Origin of the sequence: Parasphaerochaeta coccoides DSM 17374, from assembly GCF_000208385.1 — a bacterium.
GTDB classification, from domain to species: Bacteria; Spirochaetota; Spirochaetia; order Sphaerochaetales; family Sphaerochaetaceae; genus Parasphaerochaeta; species Parasphaerochaeta coccoides.
In genome coordinates this window covers 362,739-389,532 of record NC_015436.1, presented here as the reverse complement: position 1 = coordinate 389,532, position 26,794 = coordinate 362,739, and the positions used below count along the sequence as shown (strand labels likewise).

General features: G+C 51.9%; 16 protein-coding genes and 1 pseudogene. 6 read left to right on the top strand and 11 right to left on the bottom strand.

All coding sequences use genetic code 11. The features are described from left to right. Positions 1-95 precede the first annotated feature (95 nt). The 6 genes from arfA to SPICO_RS01665 form a co-directional block, all read right to left on the bottom strand. Positions 96-1,589, bottom strand: coding sequence for an arabinosylfuranosidase ArfA (gene arfA, locus SPICO_RS01690; protein ID WP_013738966.1), 1,494 nt, complete (start codon positions 1,587-1,589; stop codon positions 96-98). A 98-nt stretch (positions 1,590-1,687) separates the two neighbouring features. Continuing rightward, on the bottom strand, positions 1,688-3,271 hold the full coding sequence (locus SPICO_RS01685; protein WP_013738965.1) for a xylulokinase: 1,584 nt from the start codon (positions 3,269-3,271) through the stop codon (positions 1,688-1,690). Between the two features lie 14 nt (positions 3,272-3,285). Then, on the bottom strand, positions 3,286-4,326 hold the full coding sequence (locus SPICO_RS01680; RefSeq protein ID WP_013738964.1) for an ABC transporter permease subunit: 1,041 nt from the start codon (positions 4,324-4,326) through the stop codon (positions 3,286-3,288). Next, a complete protein-coding gene (locus SPICO_RS01675; RefSeq protein ID WP_013738963.1) occupies positions 4,323-5,411 on the bottom strand; it encodes an ABC transporter permease in 1,089 nt (362 codons plus the stop codon). The genes SPICO_RS01680 and SPICO_RS01675 overlap by 4 nt, the downstream gene beginning before the upstream one ends. Further along, on the bottom strand, positions 5,408-6,940 hold the full coding sequence (locus SPICO_RS01670) for a sugar ABC transporter ATP-binding protein (protein WP_013738962.1): 1,533 nt from the start codon (positions 6,938-6,940) through the stop codon (positions 5,408-5,410). Before SPICO_RS01670 ends, SPICO_RS01675 begins: the two co-directional genes overlap by 4 nt. An 81-nt stretch (positions 6,941-7,021) precedes the next feature. Further along, entirely contained in the window at positions 7,022-8,011 is a 990-nt protein-coding gene (locus tag SPICO_RS01665; RefSeq protein ID WP_013738961.1) for an ABC transporter substrate-binding protein, read from the bottom strand. Positions 8,012-8,569: 558 nt separating this feature from the next. On the opposite strand from SPICO_RS01665, the pseudogene SPICO_RS09655 reads away from it, so the two are divergent. From SPICO_RS09655 to SPICO_RS01635, 6 genes and pseudogenes are all read left to right on the top strand, one after another. Then, positions 8,570-10,309, top strand: a pseudogene (locus SPICO_RS09655) (fimbrillin family protein); the annotation flags it as partial. A 478-nt stretch (positions 10,310-10,787) separates the two neighbouring features. Beyond that, on the top strand, positions 10,788-13,148 hold the full coding sequence (locus SPICO_RS09650; protein WP_013738959.1) for an RCC1 domain-containing protein: 2,361 nt from the start codon (positions 10,788-10,790) through the stop codon (positions 13,146-13,148). Between the two features lie 318 nt (positions 13,149-13,466). Then, complete coding sequence (locus SPICO_RS09645) at positions 13,467-16,319, top strand: RCC1 domain-containing protein (protein WP_013738958.1); 2,853 nt, start codon at positions 13,467-13,469, stop codon at positions 16,317-16,319. Positions 16,320-16,541: 222 nt separating this feature from the next. Further along, positions 16,542-17,366 carry a Cof-type HAD-IIB family hydrolase gene (locus SPICO_RS01645; RefSeq protein ID WP_013738957.1) on the top strand — a complete coding sequence of 275 codons (825 nt, stop codon included), beginning with the start codon at positions 16,542-16,544 and terminating at the stop codon, positions 17,364-17,366. Further along, positions 17,363-18,610, top strand: a complete 1,248-nt coding sequence (locus SPICO_RS01640; protein WP_013738956.1) for an MFS transporter — start codon at positions 17,363-17,365, stop codon at positions 18,608-18,610. The genes SPICO_RS01645 and SPICO_RS01640 overlap by 4 nt, the downstream gene beginning before the upstream one ends. A gap of 253 nt (positions 18,611-18,863) precedes the next feature. After that, positions 18,864-20,363 (top strand): DUF1538 domain-containing protein, encoded by a 1,500-nt coding sequence (locus SPICO_RS01635; protein ID WP_013738955.1) that lies wholly within the window; start codon positions 18,864-18,866, stop codon positions 20,361-20,363. Between the two features lie 30 nt (positions 20,364-20,393). On the opposite strand, the gene ilvB is transcribed toward SPICO_RS01635, so the two are convergent. The 5 genes from ilvB to leuC form a co-directional block, all read right to left on the bottom strand. Beyond that, positions 20,394-22,067, bottom strand: coding sequence for a biosynthetic-type acetolactate synthase large subunit (gene ilvB, locus SPICO_RS01630; RefSeq protein WP_013738954.1), 1,674 nt, complete (start codon positions 22,065-22,067; stop codon positions 20,394-20,396). 42 nt (positions 22,068-22,109) lie between these two features. After that, positions 22,110-23,843, bottom strand: a complete 1,734-nt coding sequence (ilvD, locus tag SPICO_RS01625) for a dihydroxy-acid dehydratase (protein WP_013738953.1) — start codon at positions 23,841-23,843, stop codon at positions 22,110-22,112. Between the two features lie 82 nt (positions 23,844-23,925). Then, the gene (leuB, locus tag SPICO_RS01620; RefSeq protein WP_013738952.1) at positions 23,926-24,999 is read right to left on the bottom strand and encodes a 3-isopropylmalate dehydrogenase; all 1,074 of its coding nucleotides are present in this window, start codon (positions 24,997-24,999) and stop codon (positions 23,926-23,928) included. Next, on the bottom strand, positions 24,996-25,520 hold the full coding sequence (leuD, locus tag SPICO_RS01615; RefSeq protein ID WP_013738951.1) for a 3-isopropylmalate dehydratase small subunit: 525 nt from the start codon (positions 25,518-25,520) through the stop codon (positions 24,996-24,998). Before leuD ends, leuB begins: the two co-directional genes overlap by 4 nt. 1 nt (position 25,521) lies before the next feature. Further along, the gene (leuC, locus tag SPICO_RS01610) at positions 25,522-26,793 is read right to left on the bottom strand and encodes a 3-isopropylmalate dehydratase large subunit (RefSeq protein ID WP_245523215.1); all 1,272 of its coding nucleotides are present in this window, start codon (positions 26,791-26,793) and stop codon (positions 25,522-25,524) included. Position 26,794 lies beyond the last annotated feature (1 nt).

The following is a 26,794-nucleotide window of genomic DNA, read 5'->3' as shown; positions in this document are numbered from 1 at the left end:
CACCCTCACACGACAGTCCCCCTGCACACGACAGTCCCCCTGCACACGAAAACCGGAACCGGAGACAGGAGGCGGCTCGTACGGTACGGTTTCATTCAGCTCACGATAGCGAATTTCATCACGTTCCAGGACAATGGCGGCAGCGTAATGGAAAAAGTGGATGCCGCTGTCTTTTCAACCGGCATGTTTCGGGGGTTGACCGCATTGGGCTTCTCGAAAGTATTCTCCGCGGAAAGATCCTTTCCGGTCAGACACGTCCAGAAAGACATCCGCAGCTTCCCGAATGATCTCATGTCAAGTGTAAATTCCACAAGGTCATTCTTTCCTGTATTCAGGCAGAAGACAGTGACCGTCTTCCCTTCCTCATCATGGATGACCGCAGTCTCGACGAGGGGGCAATCTCCGTACTTCGTTTCTTTCTTCGGCCCATGCACGACAGGAGTCAGGACAACTCCCCTCCCATGGAGAGAAATATCACGGAAAGGATAGTAGATAGTCTGCCGGATAGCCGAACCGCCTTCTTTTGTGAAAATTGGGGCGATGACATTGACCAATTGCGCAAGGCAGGCAATCTTCACCCTGTTGGCATTGTTGAGCAACGTAAGGCCAAGCCCTCCGACGACCAAAGCATCCAGCAAGGAATAATGATCTTCAAGTATGGAAGGAGCTTTCTGCCAGTCATGGGGTTCCTGGCGGCGTTGGTACCAGACATTCCATTCGTCAAGGGAAAGGTACATGGTCTTTGCGCTGCGTTTCAAAGCCTTTACATAGTCCGCAGTGGCTATGGCCGCCTTGATGTATGTACCAAGCTCCACGAAGGAAGCCAAGAAATCGTCATCGTTATCAAAGTTTTCGTAGTAACGATGTAATGAGATGAAGTCGGCCTTCTCATAGGTATGTTCCAGCACAATCCTGTCCCATTCAGGAAAACTTTTCATCAATCCGGAAGAACTTCCACAGACGACTGCTTCACTCTGCGGGTCAATCCATTTGAGCATCTTGATTGTCTCAAGTGCTTTCTTGCCGTAATCTGCGGCATCAAGATGACAAATCTGCCAGTGACCGTCCATTTCATTCCCGATGCACCATGTACGGATATCAAAAGGCGCGTCATGACCGTTCTGCCTGCGCAGGTCACTCAAGTATGTTCCACCGGGATAATTGCAGTATTCAAAAAAATCAGCCGCATCCTGGACGGTTCCCGTACCCATGTTCACCGAACCCATGACCTTACTTCCGACCTTTCGGGTCCAGTCGTAAAACTCCCCTATGCCGATTTCATTGGGTTCCAGGGTCTTCCATGCCACGTCAAGCCTGACCGGTCGTTTTTCCTTTGGCCCTATGCCGTCCATCCATCGATATCCTGAAAGAAAGTTTCCGCCAGGGTAACGTATAAGAGGGACTCTAAGATCCTTGACAAAATCAATGACATCCGTCCTGAACCCTTGCTCATCCGCCAAGGGATGTCCCGGCTCATAGATACCTGTGTAAATTGCCCTTCCGAGATGCTCGATGAAAGAACTGAACAAACGCTCATCTACCTGGGCAAGCGTGAATGCTTTTTCAACGCACACACGGACTTCATCCATTTGCGTCTCCCTCCACAGTACGGCAAGTCGTTATTTCTGATTCCCTTCTTTGCCGAGTATCTTCTCCACAGGCGTTTTCTCCACGGGAAAACCAGTCATTACAACCTTCTCGCGCTTCTTTCGACCTCAAGCACCTTGGGGTATTGTTCCATGAAAGCATCAAATGCTTTTGTCAGCTCCGAATCCGGAGCTTCGGATTTCACATCCGCGTCAGAAAAGATTTTCCTGTCCAGATATTCTTCTATTTTCTCACCCAGGTTTTTCTTAAGCATGTAGGATGCCAGCAAAGCCATGCCCCACGCGCCACCCTCCGAGGCGGTCTGCGTAACGGACACATCAATACCCAAAGCAGAAGCTGCTATTTTCTGACCGACTTTTTCCGTCTTGAAGAATCCTCCATGAGCCCACAGACGCTCCAGCTGTACTTTTTCTTCCTTCATGAGGATGTCCATTCCCATGCGCAAAGGAGCCATGGCGCTGAAAAGATGTACCCGGCAGAAATTCTCCACGGTAAACCGAGCTCCGGGCACACGCACGAACAAGGGACGTCCGCTTTCCACGTTGGCGACGGGTTCTCCGGCCATATAGTTACAAGCCGCCAACCCTCCGTAGTCTTCATCACCCTCCAATGCCTTGCCATAGAAAACATCATACAACTTATGCTTAGGGACGCTTGCGCCTGCGCACTCCAGCATCTGTCCGAACAGATTGACCCATCCGTCAATATCTCCAGTACCGTTGTTGCAATGAACCATGGCGACAGGGACTCCGGCGGGCGTCGTCACGACATCAATTTCCCGATGAAAACCTGCAAGGGGTCTTTGCAGGACGACCATGGCAAAGATACTGGTTCCCGCGCTTATGTTTCCGGTGGCGGGTCTCACGCTGTTTGTTGCCGTCATGCCAGTACCGGCATCTCCTTCCGGCGGACAGAACGGGATTCCTGCCGTAAGGTCGCCTTCAGGATCCAGGAAACGTGCCCCGTCTTCAGTAAGGAAACCCGCCGACTCCCCTGCTGTCAGAACCGTGGGAAAGATATTTTCAAATTTCCAGGGAAAACCATATCCGGCGGTCAATGCGGTGAAAGCGTCCACCATTCTGGCATTGTAAGTGCCTGCTTCTGAATCTATGGGGAACATACCGCTGGCATCGCCTACGCCAAGAACTTTCCGTCCGGTCAGACGATGATGCACATATCCTGAAAGCGTGGTTATACGCGCGATATGGGGAACATGCGGCTCTTTGTCCAATATTGCCTGATAGAGATGGGAGATGCTCCAGCGCAATGGTATGTTGCACCCAAAGAGCTGAGACAAGCGCGTGCTGGCTTCCGTTGTGGTAGTATTGCGCCACGTCCGGAACGGAACCAACAGGTTGTCATGGACATCAAAAGCAAGATATCCATGCATCATCCCGGATATGCCGATTGCGCCGACAGATGTAAGGATGATTCCATATTTCTCCTTCACATCCTTTTTCAGGCTGGCATAACACACCTGTAGGCCATGTGTGACATCTTCCATGGCATAGGTCCAATATCCATTGATGAAACGGTTCTCCCATGTATATCCACCGGAAGCGAGAGGCGTTCCCCTTTCGTCAACAAGCATTGCCTTGATACGAGTAGATCCCAGTTCAATGCCCAGTGATGCCTTGCGCATATCAATTGGTTCTTGTGCCACATTCCCATCCTTTTTTACTGCTTTTTCTTTTGCTTCAATGAAGCAAAGACGCTTTGAAGTACAATGAAGAAACATAATAACGCAGATAATACTATCTTATTCCACCAAGAAGACAAAGTACCATCGCTTCTTATATATGTTTCAATCGTTGCCTTGATGAGAACGCCAAAGAACGTACCAATGACATTGCCGACTCCTCCTGTCAGTAATGTTCCTCCAATGACCGCTGAAGAAATTGCTTCCATCTCAAATCCACGTGCCTGCTCGACAAAGCCGCTCGTAGTGTTGAGACAGAATACGAAGCCAGCGAGCGAACCAAGGAACCCATTTAAGATGTATGCGAACAATTTTGTTCTCCGGACATTGATGCCCATGAGAAGAGCCGAGGTCTCATTACCCCCGACTGCATAGAGAGAACGACCGAACCTGGTGTACTTGCAGATATACCAGACTACCGCTAAAGCCGCCAGTGCAATCAGGACACTCGGATGTATGAAGGGATACAAAAGTATTCCTCTCTTGTTCATTGTAGCTCCGAATGGCAGGTATATGTTCTTATGCGCCAAGGCAAGGAATGTCTCATTTGCTTTGATGGCAATTTGTTCGACACTGATGATAGCCGTAAGTCCACGACAAAAGAACATGCCTGCCAAAGTCACGATGAACGGCTGTAATTTCAGATACGAGACCAACCACCCCTGGACGAAGCCAAAGACAATGCCGAATACCAGCACGACCGTGATGGCAACAGAAGTACTCACGCCGCTCAGTTCCATCATGCTGGCAAGCATCATGCATACCAATCCGACCAATGACCCGACGGAAATATCAATCCCCCCTGTAATCAGGACCAAGGTCATGCCGGAGGCTGCAATTATCAGTCCGGCATTGTCAATAAGCATATTCATCAATGTCTGGACATTACCAAAACCGCGTGAGCCATAAATGGCAACCCCTATGATATACATGAAGAAGAACATCACGACGGTGATGAACAAAAGAAAATTCGGCCCACCAGCTTTCTTTCTCAATGTGTCGTACACTACGCTGTTCATTGTGTCACCGCCTTTTCCATTGATCCTTTTGCTCTAAGCACAGTCATCCAACGTTTAAATTCATCCGATTGCATTGAGACAATCAGCACGACCACAACAGCTTTATAAACCGGTATCTGGTCAGCGGTGATACCCATTGCATACAGGCTTGTCGTCAAAGCCTGTATGGTTATAGCTCCTATGACGGAACCGGACAGACTGAATTTTCCTCCCCCAAGACTATTGCCTCCCAAAGCCACGGCAAGGATGGCGTCAAGTTCCATGTTCAGGCCAATGTTGTTTGCGTCACTGGAATATATGCGGCTGGAAGCGATGAGTCCCGCGACGCCAGCCATCAGACCACACAATGCGTATGTCAGGAAAATGATACGTGATGAGTTGATTCCGACCAATCTTCCTGCCTTGCTGTTGATTCCTACTGTCTTGACATAGAGACCGAACGCTGTTTTCCGCAGGACGAGATGCACAAGAAGCACTACTCCCGCCGCGATGAAAACCGGCGTAGGAACAACGACTCCCGGAAGGAATCCTCCGATATCACGAAACGAATCCATACGTACATAGAGTATCTGTCCTGATACCATGGTACCATTGATTTCGCGGGCACTGACCAATTGCGCAATGCCGCGTCCTGCTGTAAAGAGAATCAAGGTCGCCACCATTGGCTGTATCTTCATCTTTGCCACCAGAAATCCATTGAAAGAACCGCAGACAAGCCCCGTAAGCAGACAAAAGATGACGCTGGCGAATAATGGAACAGCGTATGTCTCATAACTGGAGCCCAGAAGCCTGACGCAGACGGCGGCGGCCAAGGCACTGACTGCACCAACGGAAATGTCGGCTCCACTGGAAGACGCGACGACCAAGGTCATTCCGACCGCCAGGATGACAAGCTCGCTTGCCCTGTTGATTATATCCACCGTGTACCCGTACAAGACTCCGTTTTCAATCGAAATCTTGAAAAAGGTAGGAGTCTGGATGAGATTCACCAGCAGAACCAAGGCCAAGGCAAAAACAGGCAGGAACAAATGTCCTTTCGTTACCCGTTCCATAACACGTTTATAGTCAATAGTCGTCGGGTTCATGTTTCGTAGCCTCCTGCTATAGCCGTCATTACTTCTTCACGGGTAAGATTGGTATTCTCCAATTCGCCGACCTTGCGTCCTTCCCGCAGGATGCACAACCGATTGACTGTCCTCAGCATCTCATCAATCTCGCTGCTGATGAACATGATTGCCATGCCTTCTCCGGCAAGCTGAAGAATGAGTTTCTGTATTTCAGTCTTTGTCCCGACATCAATGCCACGGGTAGGTTCATCAAGAATAAGGAACTGTGGATTGGTAATGAGCCATCTGCCCAGGATTGCCTTTTGCTGATTACCCCCTGACAATTGTTTGATGGGAGTCTCTGGCGAAGGTGTCTTGATTCTGAGAGCTTTGATATATTTATCGGCAAGTTCATTCTGTTTTGCCAGGGGAAGAAGCCGGAAGATGCCTGTTTTTGCTTGCAGGGCGATAATCATGTTTTCCCTGACCGACAATTCCGCGATGATACTTTCTTCCTTTCTGTCTTCCGGAAGAAAACCCATGCCCTTCTTGATGGCATCAATAGGGTCATGGACACTCAGCGGTTCCTCATGTACAACCAGCTCTCCTTTGTCAGCCCTGTCAGCCCCATAGATGGTTCGGGCAAGTTCTGATCTACCGGAACCGAGAAGACCGCTTAGACCGATGACTTCCCCTTTATGGATTTCAATGTCGAACGGTTGGATAGTTCCCGCATGCGCCAGTCCTGTTGCCTTGATGACGGAAGGACTGGCAAGAGAAACGGTTGAATTTCTGACGGAAGACCGTATGGAAGCAAGGTCATCAAAGTCATGTCCCAGCATTTTGGATACAAGCTGGATACGCGAGAGCTGTGATACGGGATATTCTCCTACGAGCCTGCCGTTGCGGAGAACCGTGATAGCGTCACAGACTTCATAGACCTGCTCAAGAAAATGCGTGATGAAAATGATTCCGACGCCTCTCTCCCGGAGATTCCTCATCACTTCAAAAAGTTTCCGCACTTCATGTTCATCAAGGCTGCTTGTCGGTTCATCAAGAACCAAGACCTTGCACTGTATGTCCACGGCACGGGCAATGGCAACCATCTGCTGGACAGCAATGGAATAGTCTTCCAAAGCACGCGTGACATCAACTGATTGCAGTCCGACATTGGACAATGCCCTCTCAGCGGCAGCATTCATTTTCTTCCACTGAATTGTCCGGACTGGTGATAGCGGCTGTCTTCCAATAAAAATATTTTCCGCTACGGAGATATTAGGACACAGGTTGACTTCCTGGTATACCGTGCTGATTCCGTTCTTCTGCGCTTCTTGCGGAGAATGATTGAGGACTGGATGATTGATACCATCTACAAAAATCTCACCGCTATCCATTGCATGGACACCAGTGAGCACTTTGATGAGTGTACTCTTTCCGGCACCGTTTTCTCCCATCAGAGCATGGATTTCTCCTTTTCTTAAGGTAAAATCCACATCATCCAGGGCTTTAACCCCTGGGAATGTCTTATTGACATGCCGCATGCTAAGGACTGTCGAAACCTCTCCCATGATTCCCCCTGAAAAGACACTTGTTCTTTAGTACCTGGCAAGCAGGAGGAATTACCCTCCTGCTCAAAGAATACATGATAATCAGTACATACGGGTTGGAAATCTTGCCGCGGCATTGGCCTGGTCAAACACTTCTTCAACGACATACTGGATTTTCGCGACAGTGCCGCCCTTTTCAAGTGTCTGGATGATTTCCGCCACACGCGGCCCATGGAGAGGATTACATTCGATGGCAGCGTTCAGTTCTCCGGCAATCATCTTGTTGAATGCTTCACGGACAGCGTCAAAAGAAATTATGATGATGTCCTTTCCGGGTACTTTTCCTACTGCTTTGATTGCATCGATGGCACCAAAAGCCATATTGTCATTTTCAGCAAAGACGACATCGATATCTGGATACGCCTTAAGGAAGGACTCCATCACTTCCTGACCCTTGGCCTGGGTAAATTCACCTGTCTGCCTGGCGAGTAATTTGTAGTGAGGGTTCTTTGCCAGTCCTTCAACAATACCCTGGGTTCGTCCTACTTGAGCGGAAGAACCAATAGTTCCCTGCAAGAGAACGATGTTCATGTCTTCATTATCCCGACCGACACTCTTGAGATAGGTGTTCAACCACGTGACACTGTCATCACCTTCCTTGAGGAAGTTGCCACCGACCCATGCGACATAGAGGCTTTCATCGGAAAGCTTCATTTGGCGATCAGAAAGAATGACAGGGATACCTGCGTTCTTCGCTTCCTGAAGTACTGTCTCCCAACCGGTTTCAACAACAGGCGCTACGACAATATAATCCACGTCCTGCTGAATGAAATTACGAATAGCCTTAATCTGATTTTCCTGTTTCTGCTGGGCATCATCAAAAATCAGCTTGTATCCGTTTGCCTCAACAAAAGTACTCTTGAAAGATTCCGTATTGGCAGTCCTCCAATCACTCTCGGCGCCAACCTGGGCATAGCCGACCACAATCAGGTCGCTGCCTGTAGCCGGGGCGGGTTCCTTTGCTCCTCCCGCAAAAACCATGCTGCTGGCAACGAAGAAAAGAACCAGCAAAAACAACCATTGTTTTTTCATATGAACCTCCTGATGATAAAATGCGTTAACGTTAACGCACTATTTGTTATTATTCTCCTATCGTTTGGAGAAACTGTCAAGTTTTTTTATTGCTTTTATATTCGCCAGTTTTTTATTTGACAGGCATATCTTTATACGTACACGTGAACATCTCGAATCTGATGATATTTCTTAGTATTTTTCTCCTTCTCTTGCGTTATCGTTAACAAAATTAAGGATGAGAAGGATGTACCATGACATCATCTCACAAAAAAATCTTTCCGGTAAATCCAGGGGATGTTGTAAAAGTTCATGCATCTTTACACTTATGTTTTCCATTTCCTTACTCATGCACGCTTGAAACGGAACTTAAGTGACACTATCCGCATCTTTGGATTCGCGTAACCCGAAAGTACTATATCTCTTTACGTCAAAATCATACTTTCGGGTAATCGTCACTATTACCGATATCCCTTACATTAACTCATCAATTCATCATGCTTTTCCAGATTAACCAATCATTTCATTATGTTTTGATGAATGATTTTTGGTTTTTCAGGGAAAGATAGGGGGGAAAAAGTGAGAAAGAACGGTATTGTGCTTGTAAGCATCTTCATGGTGCTTTTCGTCTTTGCTTCATGCAACGGCAACCTATATGTCCCACATACCAACGACGTGCGCTTCATCACGGAGATAGGACGCAAGGCCGCCGCTGACTCCGGCTGGAGTATCGGGGATGAAGTCGGCATCTACATGGTGGAGGCTGGTGAGGACGTGGATACTGTCGCCGCGACCGACCGTGACAATGTGAAGTATGTGGCAGATACGGCGGGCATCAACTTCTCCGCAGCAGATGCCTCCAACCCTTTGAAGTGGGATGACATCTCCACCCTTGCCATCACACACTTCGACTTCATCGCCTACTATCCCTATGTATCATCCATCACTGATACCACCGCCCTACCCATAAATGTCTATCCGGGTTCCGGGGAACAGGACACCGGAAAGGCTGACTTCCTGTGGGGACGCACCGACAATGTACAGAACAATACCTCGACGGTGCATCTGAAGCTTGACCACATGCTCTCCCGCCTGATTGTCAACATCTCTCCCAGCACGACCGTCGATGCTACGGCTATCAATGATGCCACCGGTGGATTTACTGCTACGGTCAGAGGCTTGAACACTCAGGCAACAATCGACCTTAACAGCGGAGATGCGACCCCTGTAATCCCCAGCGACATTGATGTCGTCATGAAGGACATTTCCGACACCCTTACGGCTGCGGAAAGAACCGCAGGGAACCGCCGTTTTGAGGCTGTACTGATACCTGTGGACAACACGTTTGCCCTGGATAACGTGAGCCTGGAGTTTGTCCTGACCGGTGGTATTGGTGCTGGTACATACACATGGACAGCGGATTCCGTAGTTTCTTCTGATGAACACCTGATTCACTTTGACAAAGGCAAGCAGCATGTCTACAACATGACGCTCAATACGAAGACGGATGAAGTCGCCATCGCGGAGATTCTCATAGGGGTAGTGGACTGGGGCACCGGAAGCGAGGTGAACGGGGCAGCGGAAAAGGCATACAGCCTCACCTTTGGGGACAACGGAGCCACGAGAGGCAGTGCGCCGGGACGGATGTATGCTCATGTGGGAAGCCTGGTCACACTGCCGACTCCTGGAACATTGGAAAAGGACATCCATTACTTCTACGGATGGAATACTCTGCCTGATGGCAACGGAAGCCACTATGCCGCCGGTGAGTCCTTCACCATGCCCGCAGATGACGTGACGTTGTATGCGCAGTGGCTGGTGAAGGTCAAGTCAGTCTCCACCGGATACAATTTCACGATGATTCTGGCAGAGGACGGTACGCTCTGGGCGACTGGAGAAAACTATTATGGTCAACTAGGTCTGGGTAACAGCGGTTCGGGAACCGACAAAAACACGCCCGTGCAGGTCAAGGGTTCTGGTGGGGTCGGGTTCATGACTGATGTCGCGGCTGTCTTTAACGGAGCCTATCATACGATGCTTCTAAAGAATGACAGGACGCTCTGGGCGATTGGATTCAACCAGCATGGTCAACTGGGTCTGGGTGATAGCGGTTCGGGAACCGACAAAAACACACCCGTGCAGGTCACATCCATGAATACTGATCCGGGCAATCCTGTCGTGGCCGTCTCCACCGGAGAGAAGCATACGATGATTTTGAAAAAGGACGGCACACTCTGGGCGACTGGACAGAATATTTGCGGTCAACTGGGTCTGGGTGACAGCGGTTCGGGAACCCACAGAAGCACGCCCATGCAGGTAGTTTTCTGACCGGAACATGAGGAGATACCGACGCACACGCTGACCAACAAGTCGTTCCGTTGCGCCGGTTCATCCCCATAGCAATGTTCCTCGTGCTCGGCTGTTTGCTGTTTCTTGTATATGATTAAAAGACATTGCCTGAACTTTTTAGTACCGCCAAGAATTTTTCGCACAATTGCCTTCACTTGAACGGACGTCAGCCGACTGATGGACTGATGGACTGATGACGTGTAGGCATCCCCATTTTCATAATCTTCACATTTCTTGCTTTCTTGTGTTGCACACGTTTGAAACGGAATACAGGCGACACTATCCGCATCTTTAGATTCGCGTAACCCTAAAGTATTATATCTTTTTACGTCAAAATCATACTTTCGGGTAATCGTCACTACTACCGATATCCCCTACATTAACCCATCACTTCATTAAATTTTGATGAATGATTTTTGGTTTTTCATGGAAAGATAAGGAGGGGAAAGTGAGAAAGAACAGTATTGTGCTTGTAAGCATCCTCATGGTGCTTTTCGTCTTTGCTTCATGCAGCGGCAACCTATGTGTTTCACACGCCGACGACGTGCGCTTCACCACGGAGATAGGACGCAAGGCCGCCGCTGACTCCGGCTGGAGTATCGGGGATGAAGTCGGCATCTACATGGTTAAGGCCAGTGAGGACGTGGCTACTGTCGCCACGACCGACCGTGACAATGTGAAGTATGTGGCGGATACGGCGGACATCAACTTCTCCGCCTTCTCCCCTGTTGACGCCTCCAACCCCTTGAAATGGGATGACATCTCCACCCCTGCCATCACATACTTTGATTTCATCGCCTATTATCCTTACGTGTCTTCCATCGCTGATACCACGGCTCTGCCCATACATGTCTATCCGGGTTCCGAGGAACAGGATACCGGAGAGGCTGACTTCCTGTGGGGGAAGAAGGCTGGTGTCCAGAACAATACCTCTACGGTCAGCCTGACGCTCAGTCATGCCCTCTCCCGTCTTGTTGTCAACGTTGGGCCAAGTACCACCGTTGATAAGGATGCCATCACGGGCGGTACGCTTGTCGCCACGGTCACGGGCATGAACACGCAGGCAACAATCGACCTGGACAGCGGAGATGTGGCTCCTGTCGTCCCCAGCGACATTGATGTCGTCATGAAGGACATCTCCAGCACGCTCACGGATGCGGAGAGGACTGCGGGCAAGCGGCGCTATGAGGCCGTGCTGATACCGACGGACAACACTACCGCCCTGTCCTCTCTTGGTCTGCGTTTCACCTTGGGGGGCGAGACATATGAATGGGCTGCTTCCAGCGTAGCGTCCTCCGATGAGTACAGGATTGTCTTGGAGAGCGGCAAGACGCATGTCTACAACATGACGCTCAATACGAATACTAATGAAGTCGCCGTCGCGGAGATTCTCATAGGGATAGTGGACTGGAACACCGGAAGCGAGGTGAACGGGGCAGCGGAAAAGGCATACAGCCTCACCTTTGGGGACAACGGAGCCACGAGAGGCAGTGCGCCGGGACGGATGTATGCTCATGTGGGAAGCCTGGTCACACTGCCGACTCCTGGAACATTGGAAAAGGACAGCCATTACTTCTACGGATGGAATACCCTGCCTGATGGCAACGGAAGCCACTATGCCGCCAGTGAGTCCTTCACCATGCCCGCCGATGACGTGACGTTGTATGCACAGTGGCTGGTGAAGGGGATCAAGTCAGTCTCCGCCGGATATTATCACACAATGATTCTGAAGACTGATGGTACTCTCTGGGCGACTGGAGAGAACAAAGCTGGTCAACTGGGAGTCGGTGATAATACCGACAGAAGCACGCCCGTGCAGGTTTCGTCCATGGGTTCTGATGTCGCGGCTGTCTCCGCCGGAGAGAAGCATACGATGATTTTGAAAAAGGACGGCACACTCTGGGCGACTGGAGAGAACAAATATGGTCAACTGGGCCTGGGTGACAGTGATTCGGGAATCGACAAAAGCACGCCCATGCAGGTTTCGTCCATGGGTTCTGATGTCGCGGCTGTCTCTACCGGAGCCTCCCACACGATGATTCTGAAGAAGAACGGGACACTCTGGGCGACTGGACAGAACAATGATGGTCAACTGGGTCTGGGTGACAGCAGTTCGGGAACCGACAGAAGCACGCCTGTGCAGGTTTTGGCCATGGGTTCTGATGTCGAGGCTGTCTCCGCCGGAAGTTATCACACGATGATTTTGAAAAAGGACGGCACGCTCTGGGCGACTGGACGTAACTATGATGGTCAACTGGGTGACGGCACTACGACCAGCAGAACGACTCCCGTGCAAGTCAAGGCCAGTCCCACTTTTGGCGACTTCATGACTAATGTCAAGGCCGTCTCCGCCGGAGGCTTCCACACGATGATTTTGAAGAAGGACGGCACGCTCTGGGTGACTGGACGGAATCAATATGGTCAACTGGGTGACGGCACTTCGGGTATAACGAACAACAAAAGCACGCCCGTGCAGGTCAGAGATTCTAGTGGTGTCGGGTTCATGACTGATGTCGTGGCCGTCTCTGCCGGACTGCATTACACGATAATCCTGAAGAAGGACGGTACGCTCTGGGCGACTGGACGGAACAATTTTGGTCAACTGGGTGTCGGCAATAAGACCGACAGAAAGACTCCCGTGAAGGTCGCATTCATGGGGACTGATGTTGCGGCTGTCTCCGCTGGATACAATCACACGTTGATCCAGAAGAAGGACGGATCGCTCTGGGCGACTGGATTTAATACTAACGGCCAACTGGGTGTCAGTGATAATACCAACAGAAGCACGCCCGAACAGGTAGTTTTCTGACCGGAACATGAGGAGATACCGGCGTACACGCCAACCAACAGGTCGTCTCCATTCTCACAATCTTCCCATTTCTTGCTTTCTTGCGTTACACATGTTTGAAACGGAACATAGGCGACACTATCCGCATCTTTAGATTCGAGTAACCCGAAAGTACTATATGCTTTTTCGTCAAAATCATACTTTCGGGTAATCGCCAATCATCACCGATATCCCCTACATTAACTCATCAATTCATCATACTTTTCCAGAGTAACCCATCATTTCATTATGTTTTGATGAATGACTTTTGGTTTTTCAGGGAAAGATAAGGAGAAAAAAGTGAGAAAGAACGCTAGTGTGTTCGTAAGCATCTTCCTGATGCTTTTCGTTTTTGTTGCATGTTCCGGCGAAGTAGAGGTTCCGCACGCCAGCAACGTGCGCTTCACCACGGAGATCGGACGCAAGGTCATGGCTGACTCCGCATGGCAAGCCGGTGATGAAGTCGGCATCTACATGGTAGAACATGGTGCCTTGGCCGCCAGTGACACCCGTGCCAATAAAGCGTACAGGGCCGATGCTTCCAGTCCGATTTCCGGCTTCTCCCCTGTCGATGATGCCAATACCTTGACGTGGGATGACTTCGCTGCTGGCGCGGACAGCACGTTCGACTTCATCTCCTACTATCCTTATGTGTCATCCATCTCTGACACCTCGGCTCTGCCCATAGATGTCTATCCGGATTTTGGGGAACAGGATACGGGAAAGGCTGACTTCCTGTGGGGACACACCGACACTGTACAGAACAATACGCCAATGGTACAGCTGAAGCTTGACCACATACTCTCCCACGTGGTTGTCAACATTGCCCCAAGCGACAGCATCGATAAGGCTATCATTACTGAAGATGGCGCCACGCTCACGGCTACGGTCAAAGGCGTCACCACGCACGCTGCGATCAATCTGAATACCGGGACAGTGACTCCTCGTGGTGATGATGCTGCGTCCATTCACATGAAGGATATTTCCGACACCCTCAGCCAAGCTGACCAGAATGCGGGAAAGCGCAGGTTCGAGGCCGTGCTGATACCTATGGCTCACACGCGGGAGTTGCTGGATGCTTTGGAGCTGGAGTTTGTCCTCACTGATGCCAGGGGTAGCAGCACTACATACACATGGACACCGTCTTCCGTAGCGGAGAACAAGGAAACCCTGATTCACTTTGACGCGGGCAAGCAGCATGTCTACAACATGATGCTCACTACCACGACATCCCATGTCGCCGTTGCCGCGATTGACATGGGAATCGTGGCGTGGGATGACTGCGCCCGTGAAAACTGGGAAGATGCCACTTCATACAGCATCTCCTTTGATGCCAACGGAGCCGTGAGCGGAGACGAACCGGAACGGGTAGTCACCTATGAAGGATGCAAAATCACGCTGCCGGGCAGCGGAACACTGGAAAAGAGCGGCTATTTCTTTGCCGGATGGAATACCGAGGCTGATGGCAGCGGAACCCAGTATGCCGCTGGTGATACATTCATGATTCCTGGGCAGGATGTGACACTCTATGCAATCTGGGTGGAGAAGAACCAATACAGCATCTCCTTTGATGCCAGCGGAGCCACGGGAGGCAGTTCGCCGGGACGGATGTATGCTCATGAGGGAAGCCAGCTCACGCTGCCGGGCAATGGAACACTGGAAAAGAGCGGTTATTTCTTTGCCGGATGGAATACTGAGATTGATGGCAGCCGAGATTCATATGCCGCCGGAGACTCCTTCGTGATTCCTGGACAGGATGTGACACTATATGCAATCTGGGTGGAGAACCAATACAGCGTCTCCTTTGATGGCAACGGAGCCACGAGCGGAGACGAACCGGAACGGGTAGTCACCTATAAAGGATGCAAAGTCACACTGCCGACTCCGGGAACATTGGAAAAGGACATCCATTACTTCTACGGATGGAATACCGAGATTGATAGCAGTGGGGATTCATATGTCGCTGGTGAGTCCTTCACCATGCCCGCCGATGATGTGACGTTGTATGCACAGTGGCTGGTGAAGATCAAGGCAGTCTCCGCCGGAGATTATTACACGATAATCTTGAAGATGGACGGCACGCTTTGGGCGACTGGACAGAACACCTATGGTCAACTGGGTGACGGCACTCTGATCAACAGATATACTCCCGTGCAAGTCAAGGCTAGTACCACTCTTAACGACTTCATGACTGATGTCGTGGCTGTCTCCACCGGGGAGCGTCATACGATGATTTTGAAGAAGGACGGCACGCTCTGGGCGACTGGAAAAAACTATTTTGGTCAACTGGGCCTGGGTAGCCAAGAACCCGACAGAAGCACGCCCACACAGGTCACGTTCATGGGGACTGATGTCGCGGCTGTCTCTACCGGACACTCCTATACGATGATTCTGAAGAAGGATGACACGCTCTGGGCGACTGGATTCAACAGCTATGGTCAACTGGGTGACGGTACTACGAGCAACAGAACTTCTCCCGTGCAAGTCAAGGCTAGTACCACTCTTAACGACTTCATGACTGATGTCGCGGCTGTCTCCACCGGAGACGATCACACGATGATTCTGAAGAAGGACGGCACGCTCTGGGCGATTGGACGCAACTATTCTGGGCAATTGGGTGACGACACTCAGACCGACAGAAGCACGCCCGTGCAGGTCACGTCCATGGGGACTGATGTCGCGGCTGTCTCCGCCGGAGGCAATCACACGTTGATCCTGAAGAAGGACGGCACGCTCTGGGTGACTGGATACAACGGATTTGGTCAACTGGGTGACAGCACTACGGATAACAGAAACATGCCTGTGCAGGTCAAGGGTTCTGGTGGAGTCGGGTTCATGACTGATGTCAAGGCTGCCTCCGCCGGAATGTATCACACGATGATCCTGAAGAAGGACGGCACGCTCTGGGCGACTGGAGGCAACGAATTTGGTCAGCTGGGCCTGGGTGACAGCGGTTCGGAAACTTCCAGAAGCATACCCGTGCAGATTACCTCCATGGGTAATGATGTTGCAGATGTCTCCACCGGAAGGTTCCATACGATGATTTTGAAAAAGGACGGCACGCTCTGGGCGACAGGACGGAACAATTTTGCTCAACTGGGTAACGGCGGCGATACCTCCGTAAGAACAACGCCTGTACAGATTATTTTTTAACTAGAAAACAGGAGGAAACCGGCGCACACGCCAACCGATTGATAAATCGTTCCGTTGCGCCGGTCTGTCTTCCCTTCTTCCTTCCGCTTTTAATCAGGGGTCATTGCCCAAAGTTTTCACACTTTTGCAATATCCCTTTTCCTGACATCCCTGTTCGTCCCATTGTCGTGACAACCGACGCATGGTATACTCCCTCCCGTGCCTATCTGAAAGAAGGAAAACATGTCTCATTTCAAACTACTCTGTCTGGACATTGACGGAACATTGCATGATTCACAACATATTATCACCCCGGCAGTCCGTACTGCGGTACGTTGGGCGCGTGAGAAAAAAAATATCATCGTTGCGCTGACTTCCGGACGTATCCCTTCCAACCTTGCCATGGAACAGAAAGAACTGGGCATAGACGGGCCATTGGTATCCTACGGCGGAGCATACGTGAGTGACGGTGAGCAGGTTCTTCTTTCCCGCACGATTTCCCCTTCCGTCGCACGGAGAAGCATTGCATATGCCCATGAAAAAGGACTGACAGCCTTTCTTTATAGAGGCGCCTGTTGGTACGCGGAGAAACGGGACTGGTGTTACGACTATGCGGAACATGTTACACGGATTCCGGGGAAAATAGTCAATTTCGACAGCATCCTTGAGCAATGGGAACTGGAAGACCATTTACCTAATAAAGTTCTGCTTATGAGCCTTGACACATCCTTGGTAAGCACGGGGTTTTCTGAATTGTCACTGGAATTTACGGAAGATGAGGCATTTCCCATGCTTTCAGGTCCACGCTATTTGGAAATCATGCCTCCCCATACTGACAAAGGGACGGGAGTCCGTCGCCTGATGGAATATTTGGGAATAAATTCCCCCCAAGTCATGTCCATTGGAGACTATTATAATGATTTGGGCATGTTCCGTGATTCAGGGTTTGCCGTAGCAATGGGCAATGCACCGCAGGAAGTAAAAGATGCCGCTGACTATGTGACGGCATCAAATGATGACGATGGCGTGGCAGCGGCCATCATGAAGCTGTTGCTGGATGAAAAATGACGGACAAGAAAAGTTGGAAGCCATGGGAGATATACGGAGGCTTGCCCCGTGAGGTGTACGTTCTCTTTGCCGCGACCACAATCAATGGCATAGGGACGTTCGTATTTCCCTTCATGGTGCTTTACCTGACGACCAAGCTAGGCTATAGCGACGCCGCGGCAGGCATTTTCCTGACTACCGCAAGTGCCATGTACATACCGGGATCAGCCTTGGGAAGCAAGCTGGCCGATACATACGGAAGAAAGAAGGTCATGATTACCTTCCAGGTACTGGCATCTTTGTCTTTCCTCGCCTGCGGTTTCATGGGGACTTCCCAGTATGTACCATGGATCATCATGCTCAACCTGTTCTTCGATGGAGCCTGTGACCCTGCCCGTAGTGCGCTTCAGACGGATGTGACGAACCTAAAGAACCGTCAGACATCTTTTGCGCTCACCTACCTTGGACACAATCTCGGATACATGGTCGGCCCTATGATAGCCGGTTTCCTTTTCTACTCGGCTCCCCAGTGGTTATTCTTTGGAAACGGAATCGTCGGGCTGATTTCCATAATCCTCGTAGCAATCTTTATTCCTGAATCCAAACCGAGTGCGGTTGTGCTTGAACAAAGCCTCCATTCAGATTCCATTGACAAAGCGGAGAGAGGCGGGCTGTTTCGCGCTTTGCTCACCCGTCCCCGGCTCATCTTCACCGCTTTGAGCTTTGCGTTCCTCGGACTGGCCTACAGCATGTCCCTGTTCGCCCTTCCTTTGACGACCGTCCGTACTTTCGGCACTTCCGGAGCATCACTATACGGTACAATCATGTCTCTGAATGCCATTGTGGTGGTCATCGGGAATCCCATCATCATCCAACTCATCCGTTCCCGGAACAAACTGGGGAACCTGTCAATAGGAGGGTTGTTCTATGTTGTTGGCTTCACCTTGATGGGCTATGTCACCCAGATATGGATGTACTACGTCCTTGCTGTAGTCTACACCATTGGGGAAATCATCTCCGCTACGAATGTACATACGTACATCGCCGACCACACCCCGATGAGCCACCGTTCCCGCTTCTCCGCCATCATGCCGGTCATCATGGGAACAGGCAGCGCGGTCGCCCCCATGCTGGCTGGATCCTTGAGCGCGGCATACGGTTTGCAAAGCGTCTGGCCAGTCATCGGATGCGCCGGTCTCATAGGGAGTACGGGGTATTTCATCCTCTATCTCATTGACAGGCGGAAAAGCGGCGCAAGAGTCTGAAGGTTCCCGGAAGAGTCTTCATCTACGCTCAGAATGGCAGTTCCACCCATAATATTCGCAAATGAGGAATAGGTTGCCCAGAGAGTCTTCGGGACTTCCATCATCCTTTCGTCAAGGAATGGTTGCCGCAGCCTTTTGTGTCAAGCGTATTGTTTTTCCCTGAAATAACTACTACTTTATGAGTCATAGATGGTGCAATTCTCTCCGGAGCGCGACAATCCATCATCAATCACCCATACTAACGGAGCAACGTATGCTGGGAACACTGAAAGAATCCGCACAAGCTGTCATACCAATTTCACTTATCGTCCTCTTGCTTCATCTTACGATTGCCCCGTTACCCTTCTGGTCGTTCATCCTGTTCATCACAGGCGGAGTCGTGATGATTCTGGGAATGTCATTGTTCTCCCTGGGAGCTGATATGGCAATGATGCCAATAGGACAGGCCATAGGAACGGAGCTGACGAAATCACGCAAGCTCTGGCTCATCCTTATCAGTGGACTTTTCCTCGGCATGATTGTCACCATCGCGGAACCGGACGTACAGGTGCTTGCCTCCCAAGTGGCATCCATAGTGAGCCGCCCCGTGATGATCGGCGCAGTGGCCGTCGGAGTAGGCATATTCCTTGCCCTTGCCCTGCTGCGCATCATCCTCCAGTTTTCTTTGGCCAAGCTTTTCATCATAGCCTACATTCTGGTATTCATTGCCGCAGCGTTCACATCCCCTGACCTCTTGGGCGTCGCGTTCGACAGCAGCGGAGTGACCACAGGACCAATCACAGTACCCTTCATCCTTGCCTTGGGTGCCGGTGTGTCCGCCGTGCGGGGAGGAAAGTCCTCCGAAGAAGACAGCTTCGGACTCTGCGCCCTTTGCTCAATCGGTCCCATCCTTGCCGTTTCCATCCTGGGCATATTGTCCAAGGCTGGTCTGTCGGAATCCTATCCCGCCGCCACGCTCTCGGAAGTCGCTGCATTCCCGGAAATGATTGCCGAATACTGGCTCGAAATACAGGGAAGTTTCATTGACGTTCTGACCGTCCTTACCCCGATTCTGGTCATTTTCCTGATTCTACAGGTTTTCAAGCTGAAACTTTCACGCAACCGTCTGCTGCGAATCGTCGCCGGACTTGTCTATACGCTCATTGGCCTGACCATATTCCTTGCAGGAGTAAACGTCGGCTTCATGCCAATCGGCACATACTTGGGACATTCCCTCGCGTCCGGCTCCTACAGCTGGATTCTTCTGCCTCTCAGCGCATTCCTCGGTTTCTTTGTGGTGTTTGCGGAGCCTGCCGTCCACGTCCTGAACAAACAGGTCGAAGAACTCACCGGCGGCAATATCTCACAGAGAGTCATGATGATTGGGCTGGCCATTGGCGTCAGTCTCTCCATGGTATTCGCCACCATGCGCATCATCTTCAATATCAGCATCTGGTGGTTCCTGGCACCGGGTTTCGGCTCGGCTCTCATCCTCATGTGCTTTACCCCAAAGATATTCACCGCCGTTTCCTTTGATTCCGGCGGCGTCGCCGCCGGAACCATGGCCGCCGCGTTCATCCTGCCCTTCTATATCGGCATAGCCGATGCCTTGGGAGGCAACGTGATGACAGATGCCTTCGGCGTCATTGGCTTGGTTGCCATGATGCCCATTGTAGTCATCCTTGTCATAGGATTGGTTTATAAGATAAAGACGGACAAAGCACAGAAGCATCACCAGAGCCATAAAGAGCATAAAGAAACCGTCCATTCCTAACATTCCTGGAAACAGACGGCAACTTACGTTTCAGTCAGTTACTTCATCTACTCCCAGCATGTTGTCAATGCCTGCTCCAGGAGCGACCATGGGATAGACAAGATCATCAATCGGTATTTCACAATCGACTACCACTGCTCCGCCATGTTCCAAAGCCTCTTTCACGACTTTTTCAGGATCATCATTGACCGATAGCCTCATTCCATGGACACCGAACGCCTTTGCCAGCATGACCCAGTCAATTTTGGTATCCAAGGTGGTTTCTGAATAACGCTTCTCAAAAAAGAAACTCTGCCACTGCCGCACCATCCCCAAGGTATGGTTGTTCATCAGAAAGATGACGATGGGCAGCTTGTAGCGTGCAATGGTGGCAAGCTCGTTGCAGCTCATCTTGAATGAACCGTCGCCTGCTATGCTGACCACCCGCGCCGTGGGATTGCCGCACTGGGTTCCTATTGCAGCTCCGGTGCCGAAGCCCATTGTCCCCAGTCCTCCGCTGGTGATGAAATGACCAGGCTCGACATGCTTGAGAAACTGTGATGCCCACATCTGGTGCTGTCCCACTTCAGTGCAGACAAATGAACCGCGGGGAAGCTGTGTGCTGATGGCATCTATAATTTGCTTGGGTCGGCGGCTTTCATGGGACACTCTGATGGGGTATTTTGCCTTGCGACGAGCTATTTCCTCCATCCATGCCTTATGCTTCAGTTTTTTCCCGATGGTCTTGGACAATCCCTCCAAGACCTGTCCTACGTCCCCCACCAGATGGCAGTGGGTGCCAATATTCTTGTCAATCTCTGCCGGGTCAATGTCAATATGGAGTATCCGCGCTTGAGGAGCGAAGCGGTCGGCGTCGCTGATTACCCGGTCGCTGAAACGCGCGCCTATGACGACCAGAAGGTCACAATCGGTAATCGACATGTTGGAGACCTTGGTTCCGTGCATGCCAAGCATTCCCGTACAGCGCGGGCTATCCACGGGTATGGCTCCGCCTCCCATGAGGGATACGGCAGCCGGAGCATCAACCTGTTCCAGGAAATCCTGGAGGATACGGGAAGCACCGGAACGGATGACTCCGCCGCCTACATAGAACATTGGTCTCTCGCTCTGCCCAAGCATGTCAGCCGCTATCTGAAACGCTTGAGGTGACGGGTAACGGTTCTTCCGGGGTTCAAGGGGTTGCAGCGGTACATAGTCGCAGAGCGATGTCTCCACATCTTTGGGGATGTCAACCAAGACAGGCCCCGGACGACCTTCCCGTGCAATGCGGAATGCCAGACGCACCGTATGAGCAAGCTCCTTTACGTCCTTGACAATGAAATTGTGCTTGGTGATGGGCATGGTGATGCCAGTGATGTCCACCTCCTGGAAACTGTCCCGTCCAAGGAGGGGAACCGCAACGTTCCCCGTCAGGGCAACGACCGGAGAACTGTCCATGTAGGCGGTCGCCAGCCCGGTGACCAGATTGGTCGCTCCCGGCCCGCTGGTCGCTATGCAGACACCTACCTTGCCAGTGGAACGGGCGTAACCGTCGGCGGCATGGCTTGCCCCCTGCTCATGCGTCGTCAGGATATGCTTCATCTTTCCGTAACGGAAAAGCGCATCGTATAAGGGGAGGACAGCACCACCAGGATAACCGAATACCGTATCCACCCCCTGCTCATGCAGGCATTCAATGATGATCCTTGCTCCATTCATCTCCATGCTGTACTCCTCTTTCCTAATCTTCCTTCAGTCTTCCTTGAACTAATCTTCCTTGAACACCGCGCCGGTAGACGCGCTGGTCACGTGGCGGGTATAACGGGCCAGATATCCCGTGGTAATCTCCGGAGTCCGCGGTCGCCATTGTGAACGCCGATCTTCCAGTTCCTTTCCATCAACGACAAGCTCCAACTTTCCTGATGGAATGTCAATCATGATGGTATCCCCTTCCTGAACCAAGGCAATGGTTCCCCCTTCCGCGGCTTCTGGGGAAACATGTCCGATTGACGCGCCGCGGGATGCTCCGCTGAAACGCCCGTCGGTGATCAGGGCGACACGGGAGCCAAGTCCCATGCCTGCGATGGATGCCGTCGGCTGGAGCATCTCCCTCATTCCGGGGCCGCCCTTTGGCCCTTCATAGCGGATGACAACCACATCCCCTTCCTTTATTTTCCCGCCAAGGATGGCTGCGTTCGCATCTTCCTCGCTCTCAAAGACCCGTGCCGGTCCGCTATGAACCAGCATCTCAGGAACGACAGCGGAACGTTTGACCACAGCCCCGTCCGGCGCAAGGTTCCCTTGGAGAACAGCAATGCCCCCCGTCTCACTGTAGGGTTCGTCCATGGTGCGAATCACTTTGTGATTGAGGTTCCGGGCATCCTTGTACTGTTCCCCAATTGTCTGTCCGCTGACCGCAGGGAGCGAACCATCGAGCAACTCCTTGCGAGCCAGCTCATGCATCACCGCCATGATGCCTCCCGCTGCGTAGAGATCCTCTATGTGGTGCGGTCCCGCTGGAGCTAGATGACAAAGGTTTGGCGTCACCGCGCTCACTTTGTTCGCATCAAAGATGTCAAGCTTTACTCCTGATGCATGGGCAATGGCTGGAAGATGGAGCATGGTGTTGGTGCTGCATCCCAGCGCCATATCCACCGTCAGGGCATTATGGAAGGCTTTGGGCGTCATGATGTCGCGGGGACGGACATTTTCTTTCAACAGATTCATGATTCTCATGCCGGCTTCTTTTGCCAGCCGCTCCCTGGCGGCGTAGACAGCCGGAATAGTACCGTTGCCCGGCAGTCCCATGCCGATTGCCTCGGTCAGGCAGTTCATGCTGTTGGCTGTATACATGCCACTGCACGAACCACAGGTCGGACAGGCGTTGTCCTCCCATTCATGGAGCGTCCTGTCATCCATTTTCCCGGCGGCGTGCTGTCCGACAGCCTCGAACATTGAGGACAGGCTCATGCTGGAGCAGGAACCGGGGACTTTCCCTGCCAGCATCGGCCCTCCGGAAACAAAGATTGACGGCAGATTGAGACGGGCGGCGGCCATCAGCATCCCCGGCACGACCTTGTCGCAGTTAGGGATGAAGACAAGAGCGTCAAAAGGATGCGCGGTAGCCATTACCTCAATGGAATCGGCAATCAGTTCACGACTGGCCAGCGAATATTTCATGCCGACATGACCCATGGCTATGCCATCACATACGGCAATGACAGGAAACCGCACGGGATTCCCTCCGGACAGCCGCACTCCGGCGCACACCGCATCTGAAATTCGGGTCAAATGGACATGACCGGGAATGATTTCATTGTGGGAACAGACCACGCCAATCATCGGCGCGGCTATCTCCGCGTCAGTCCATCCCAGTGCTTTCATCAAGGAACGATGAGGCGCGTGTTCAGATCCTTTGGCCGCCCGGTCGCTTCTCAGGGGCCGCGTACCAGCATCCCTCAGCGCATGGAGCGTTTCCTGTTTCTTTTCCCGTACATTCATCTCTCACCATCCTTCGACGGAAATCCGTCCTTTGTCCGTGCCTTGTCTATACCAGTATATATCAGTACGTACCAGCTGGGTTTCACTCCTGCCCAACAGCCTCCGCTACCAAGGTTCCCATCTGCCGGGTTCCCACTTTGGAACAACCCTCGCTGAAGATATCCCCTGTACGCCAACCAGCCTCAAGAACACGGGAAACCGCGGTTTCGACCATCTTGGCTTCTTCCTCCAGTTTAAAGGTATGGCGGAGCATCATGGCCGCTGACAGGATAGTAGCCAGAGGATTGGCCAAGTCCTTGCCTGCTATGTCAGGCGCCGAGCCATGAATCGGCTCGTACATGCCGAAAGAATCTTCCCTGAGGCTTGCTGACGGCAGCATGCCGATGGAGCCTGTGATCATGCTTGCTTCATCACTGAGGATATCTCCGAACATGTTTTCCGTCACAATGACATCAAACTGGCGTGGAGCGCGGACAAGCTGCATGGCGGCGTTGTCCACATAAAGATGGGTAAGCTGGACATCTGGATATGCCGTAGCACAGCACTCGACGGTTTTACGCCACAGACGGCTGGTCTCCAGGATGTTCGCCTTGTCCACGCTGGTCAGGCGTCCACTCCGTCCGCGGGCAATCTCGAATGCCTTGCGTGCGATGCGTTCCACCTCAGCCGTGCTGTACGCCATGGTATCATACGCGGACTGCCCATCGGCAGACAGCCCCCGCTCCCCGAAGTAAATGCCACCGGTGAGTTCCCGCACCACCATGATGTCCAACCCTCCGGCGACCACTTCCTCCTTAAGGGGACAGGCGGCGGACAACTGAGGATAGAGGATGGCAGGGCGAAGGTTACAGAACAAGCCCAACCCTCCGCGCAGGCCAAGCAAGGCTTTTTCCGGTCGCATGTCACCAGGAACGGTGTCCCATTTCGGCCCTCCGACAGCACCAAGGAGTACCGCGTCGCTTTTTTGTGCCGCTTCCAGCGTAGACGGCGGCAGAGGAACCCCCGTCTCGTCAATGGCACAGCCCCCGGCAAGGCAGGTGGTGTACTTCACCGTATGCCCGCTCTTGTCCATGACAGCGTCCAGAACCTTCACAGCTTCCCTTACAATATCAGGACCTATTCCGTCTCCGGGAATAAGGACAATATCCATCTTCATTTTCCCACCTCTCCTGTTTTGCCTTGCTCTATCTTCTGCTCTTTCATATAAGCAGCCAGTCCACCCGCCGCAATCAAGTTCTGCATGAACGGTGGGAAAGGTTCCGCATTCCATGAAGCACCGGTTGTCAGATTGGTGATGGTTCCCTTGTCAAAATCGACTTCCACATCATCACCTGCCGTGATTCCGGCGCAGGCATCGGGACACTCCAGTATAGGCAGGCCGATGTTCAAGGCATTGCGGTAGAAAATCCGGGCGAATGTCCGGGCAATGACACAGCTGATGCCACTCGCCTTGATGGCGATAGGAGCGTGCTCACGGCTTGAACCACAGCCGAAGTTCTTGTCGGCGACCATAATGTCACCCTTCTTCACTGAGGCGACAAAACCTTTGTCTATATCTTCCATGCAGTGACTGGCCAGTTCCACCGGGTCAGTGGTGGTCAGGTAGCGCGCCGGGATGATGACGTCCGTATCAATGTCGTCTCCGTATCTGAAAACTTTCCCATATGCTTTTTTCATCTCAAGCCTCCTGAACCTTGGCGGGATCGGTGATATAGCCAGTGATGGCGGACGCGGCGGCTACCGCAGGAGAAGCAAGATATACCTCGCTCTTCACATGCCCCATGCGACCGACAAAGTTCCTGTTGGTCGTGGCGACAGCCCGCTCTCCCGCCGCAAGGATTCCCATGTGACCACCCAGGCATGGGCCGCAGGTCGGCGTACTTACCGCAGCTCCCGCGTCAACGAATATCCTGAACAGTCCTTCCTCCATGGCCTGGAGCCATATCTCCTGCGTAGCGGGAAGGATGATGGTACGCACCCATGGAGCGACCTTACGACCTTTCAATATTTCTGCGGCCTGACGCAGGTCACTGATGTGTCCGTTGGTACAGGAACCAATCACCACCTGATCCACCTTCACAGTCCCCGTCTCATCAATTGTGCGTGTATTTGAGGGCAGATGGGGAAAAGCGACCGTCGGCCTGATGGAAGACAGGTCTATGTCGATGACACGGGTGTACTGGGCATCGGAATCGGCTTCGTAGATGACAGGAGACCTCTTGCAGTGCGCGGCAAGATATGCCAGCGTCACTTCATCGACCGGGAATATGCCATTCTTGGCTCCGGCCTCTATAGCCATATTCGCCATGGTGAAACGGTCGTCAATTGACAGGGACGCCACACCAGGACCGCTATACTCCATTGAACCGTACAAAGCTCCGTCTACCCCGATCATGCCAATGATATGGAGAATGACATCCTTTCCGCAGACATACTTTCCCAGTGTGCCGGTCAGGTTGAACTTGATGGACTGCGGTACTTTGAACCATGCCTTTCCGGTGGCCATCCCACAAGCCATGTCGGTGCTGCCTACGCCGGTGGAGAACGCGCCCAACGCGCCATAGGTACAGGTATGGCTGTCCGCGCCAATAATCAAATCTCCGGCGTTGACCAAGCCTTGTTCCGGCAGAAGCGCATGCTCAATGCCGACACGTCCGACTTCAAAATAGTTCTCAATGTCATGCTCCATGGCAAAATTGCGCAGGCATTGGCACTGCAAGGCTGCCTTGATGTCCTTGGCGGGAGTGAAATGGTCGGGCACAAGAGCGACCTTCTTCTTGTCAAAGATGGTTCCTGCCCCGAATTTCCCAAATTCGCCTATGGCTACCGGAGCAGTGATGTCGTTGCCCAGAACCATGTCTACATCCGCCATGATTAATTGCCCGGCCTTGACCGATGTCTGTCCACAGTGGGCGGCCAGTATTTTTTCCGTCATTGTCATTCCCATCATC

Excerpts from the sequence above, each read along its gene's own strand:
- leuB (WP_013738952.1), bottom strand. The coding sequence starts at position 24,999 with ATGAAGATGGATATTGTCCTTATTCCCGGAGACGGAATAGGTCCTGAT.
- SPICO_RS01670 (WP_013738962.1), bottom strand. The coding sequence starts at position 6,940 with ATGGGAGAGGTTTCGACAGTCCTTAGCATGCGGCATGTCAATAAGACA.
- SPICO_RS01665 (WP_013738961.1), bottom strand. The coding sequence starts at position 8,011 with ATGAAAAAACAATGGTTGTTTTTGCTGGTTCTTTTCTTCGTTGCCAGC.
- SPICO_RS01635 (WP_013738955.1), top strand. The coding sequence starts at position 18,864 with ATGCTGGGAACACTGAAAGAATCCGCACAAGCTGTCATACCAATTTCA.
- SPICO_RS01675 (WP_013738963.1), bottom strand. The coding sequence starts at position 5,411 with ATGAACCCGACGACTATTGACTATAAACGTGTTATGGAACGGGTAACG.
- SPICO_RS01645 (WP_013738957.1), top strand. The coding sequence starts at position 16,542 with ATGTCTCATTTCAAACTACTCTGTCTGGACATTGACGGAACATTGCAT.
- ilvD (WP_013738953.1), bottom strand. The coding sequence starts at position 23,843 with ATGAATGTACGGGAAAAGAAACAGGAAACGCTCCATGCGCTGAGGGAT.
- SPICO_RS01640 (WP_013738956.1), top strand. The coding sequence starts at position 17,363 with ATGACGGACAAGAAAAGTTGGAAGCCATGGGAGATATACGGAGGCTTG.
- leuD (WP_013738951.1), bottom strand. The coding sequence starts at position 25,520 with ATGAAAAAAGCATATGGGAAAGTTTTCAGATACGGAGACGACATTGAT.
- SPICO_RS01680 (WP_013738964.1), bottom strand. The coding sequence starts at position 4,326 with ATGAACAGCGTAGTGTACGACACATTGAGAAAGAAAGCTGGTGGGCCG.
- leuC (WP_245523215.1), bottom strand. The coding sequence starts at position 26,793 with ATGATGGGAATGACAATGACGGAAAAAATACTGGCCGCCCACTGTGGA.
- ilvB (WP_013738954.1), bottom strand. The coding sequence starts at position 22,067 with ATGGAGATGAATGGAGCAAGGATCATCATTGAATGCCTGCATGAGCAG.
- arfA (WP_013738966.1), bottom strand. The coding sequence starts at position 1,589 with ATGGATGAAGTCCGTGTGTGCGTTGAAAAAGCATTCACGCTTGCCCAG.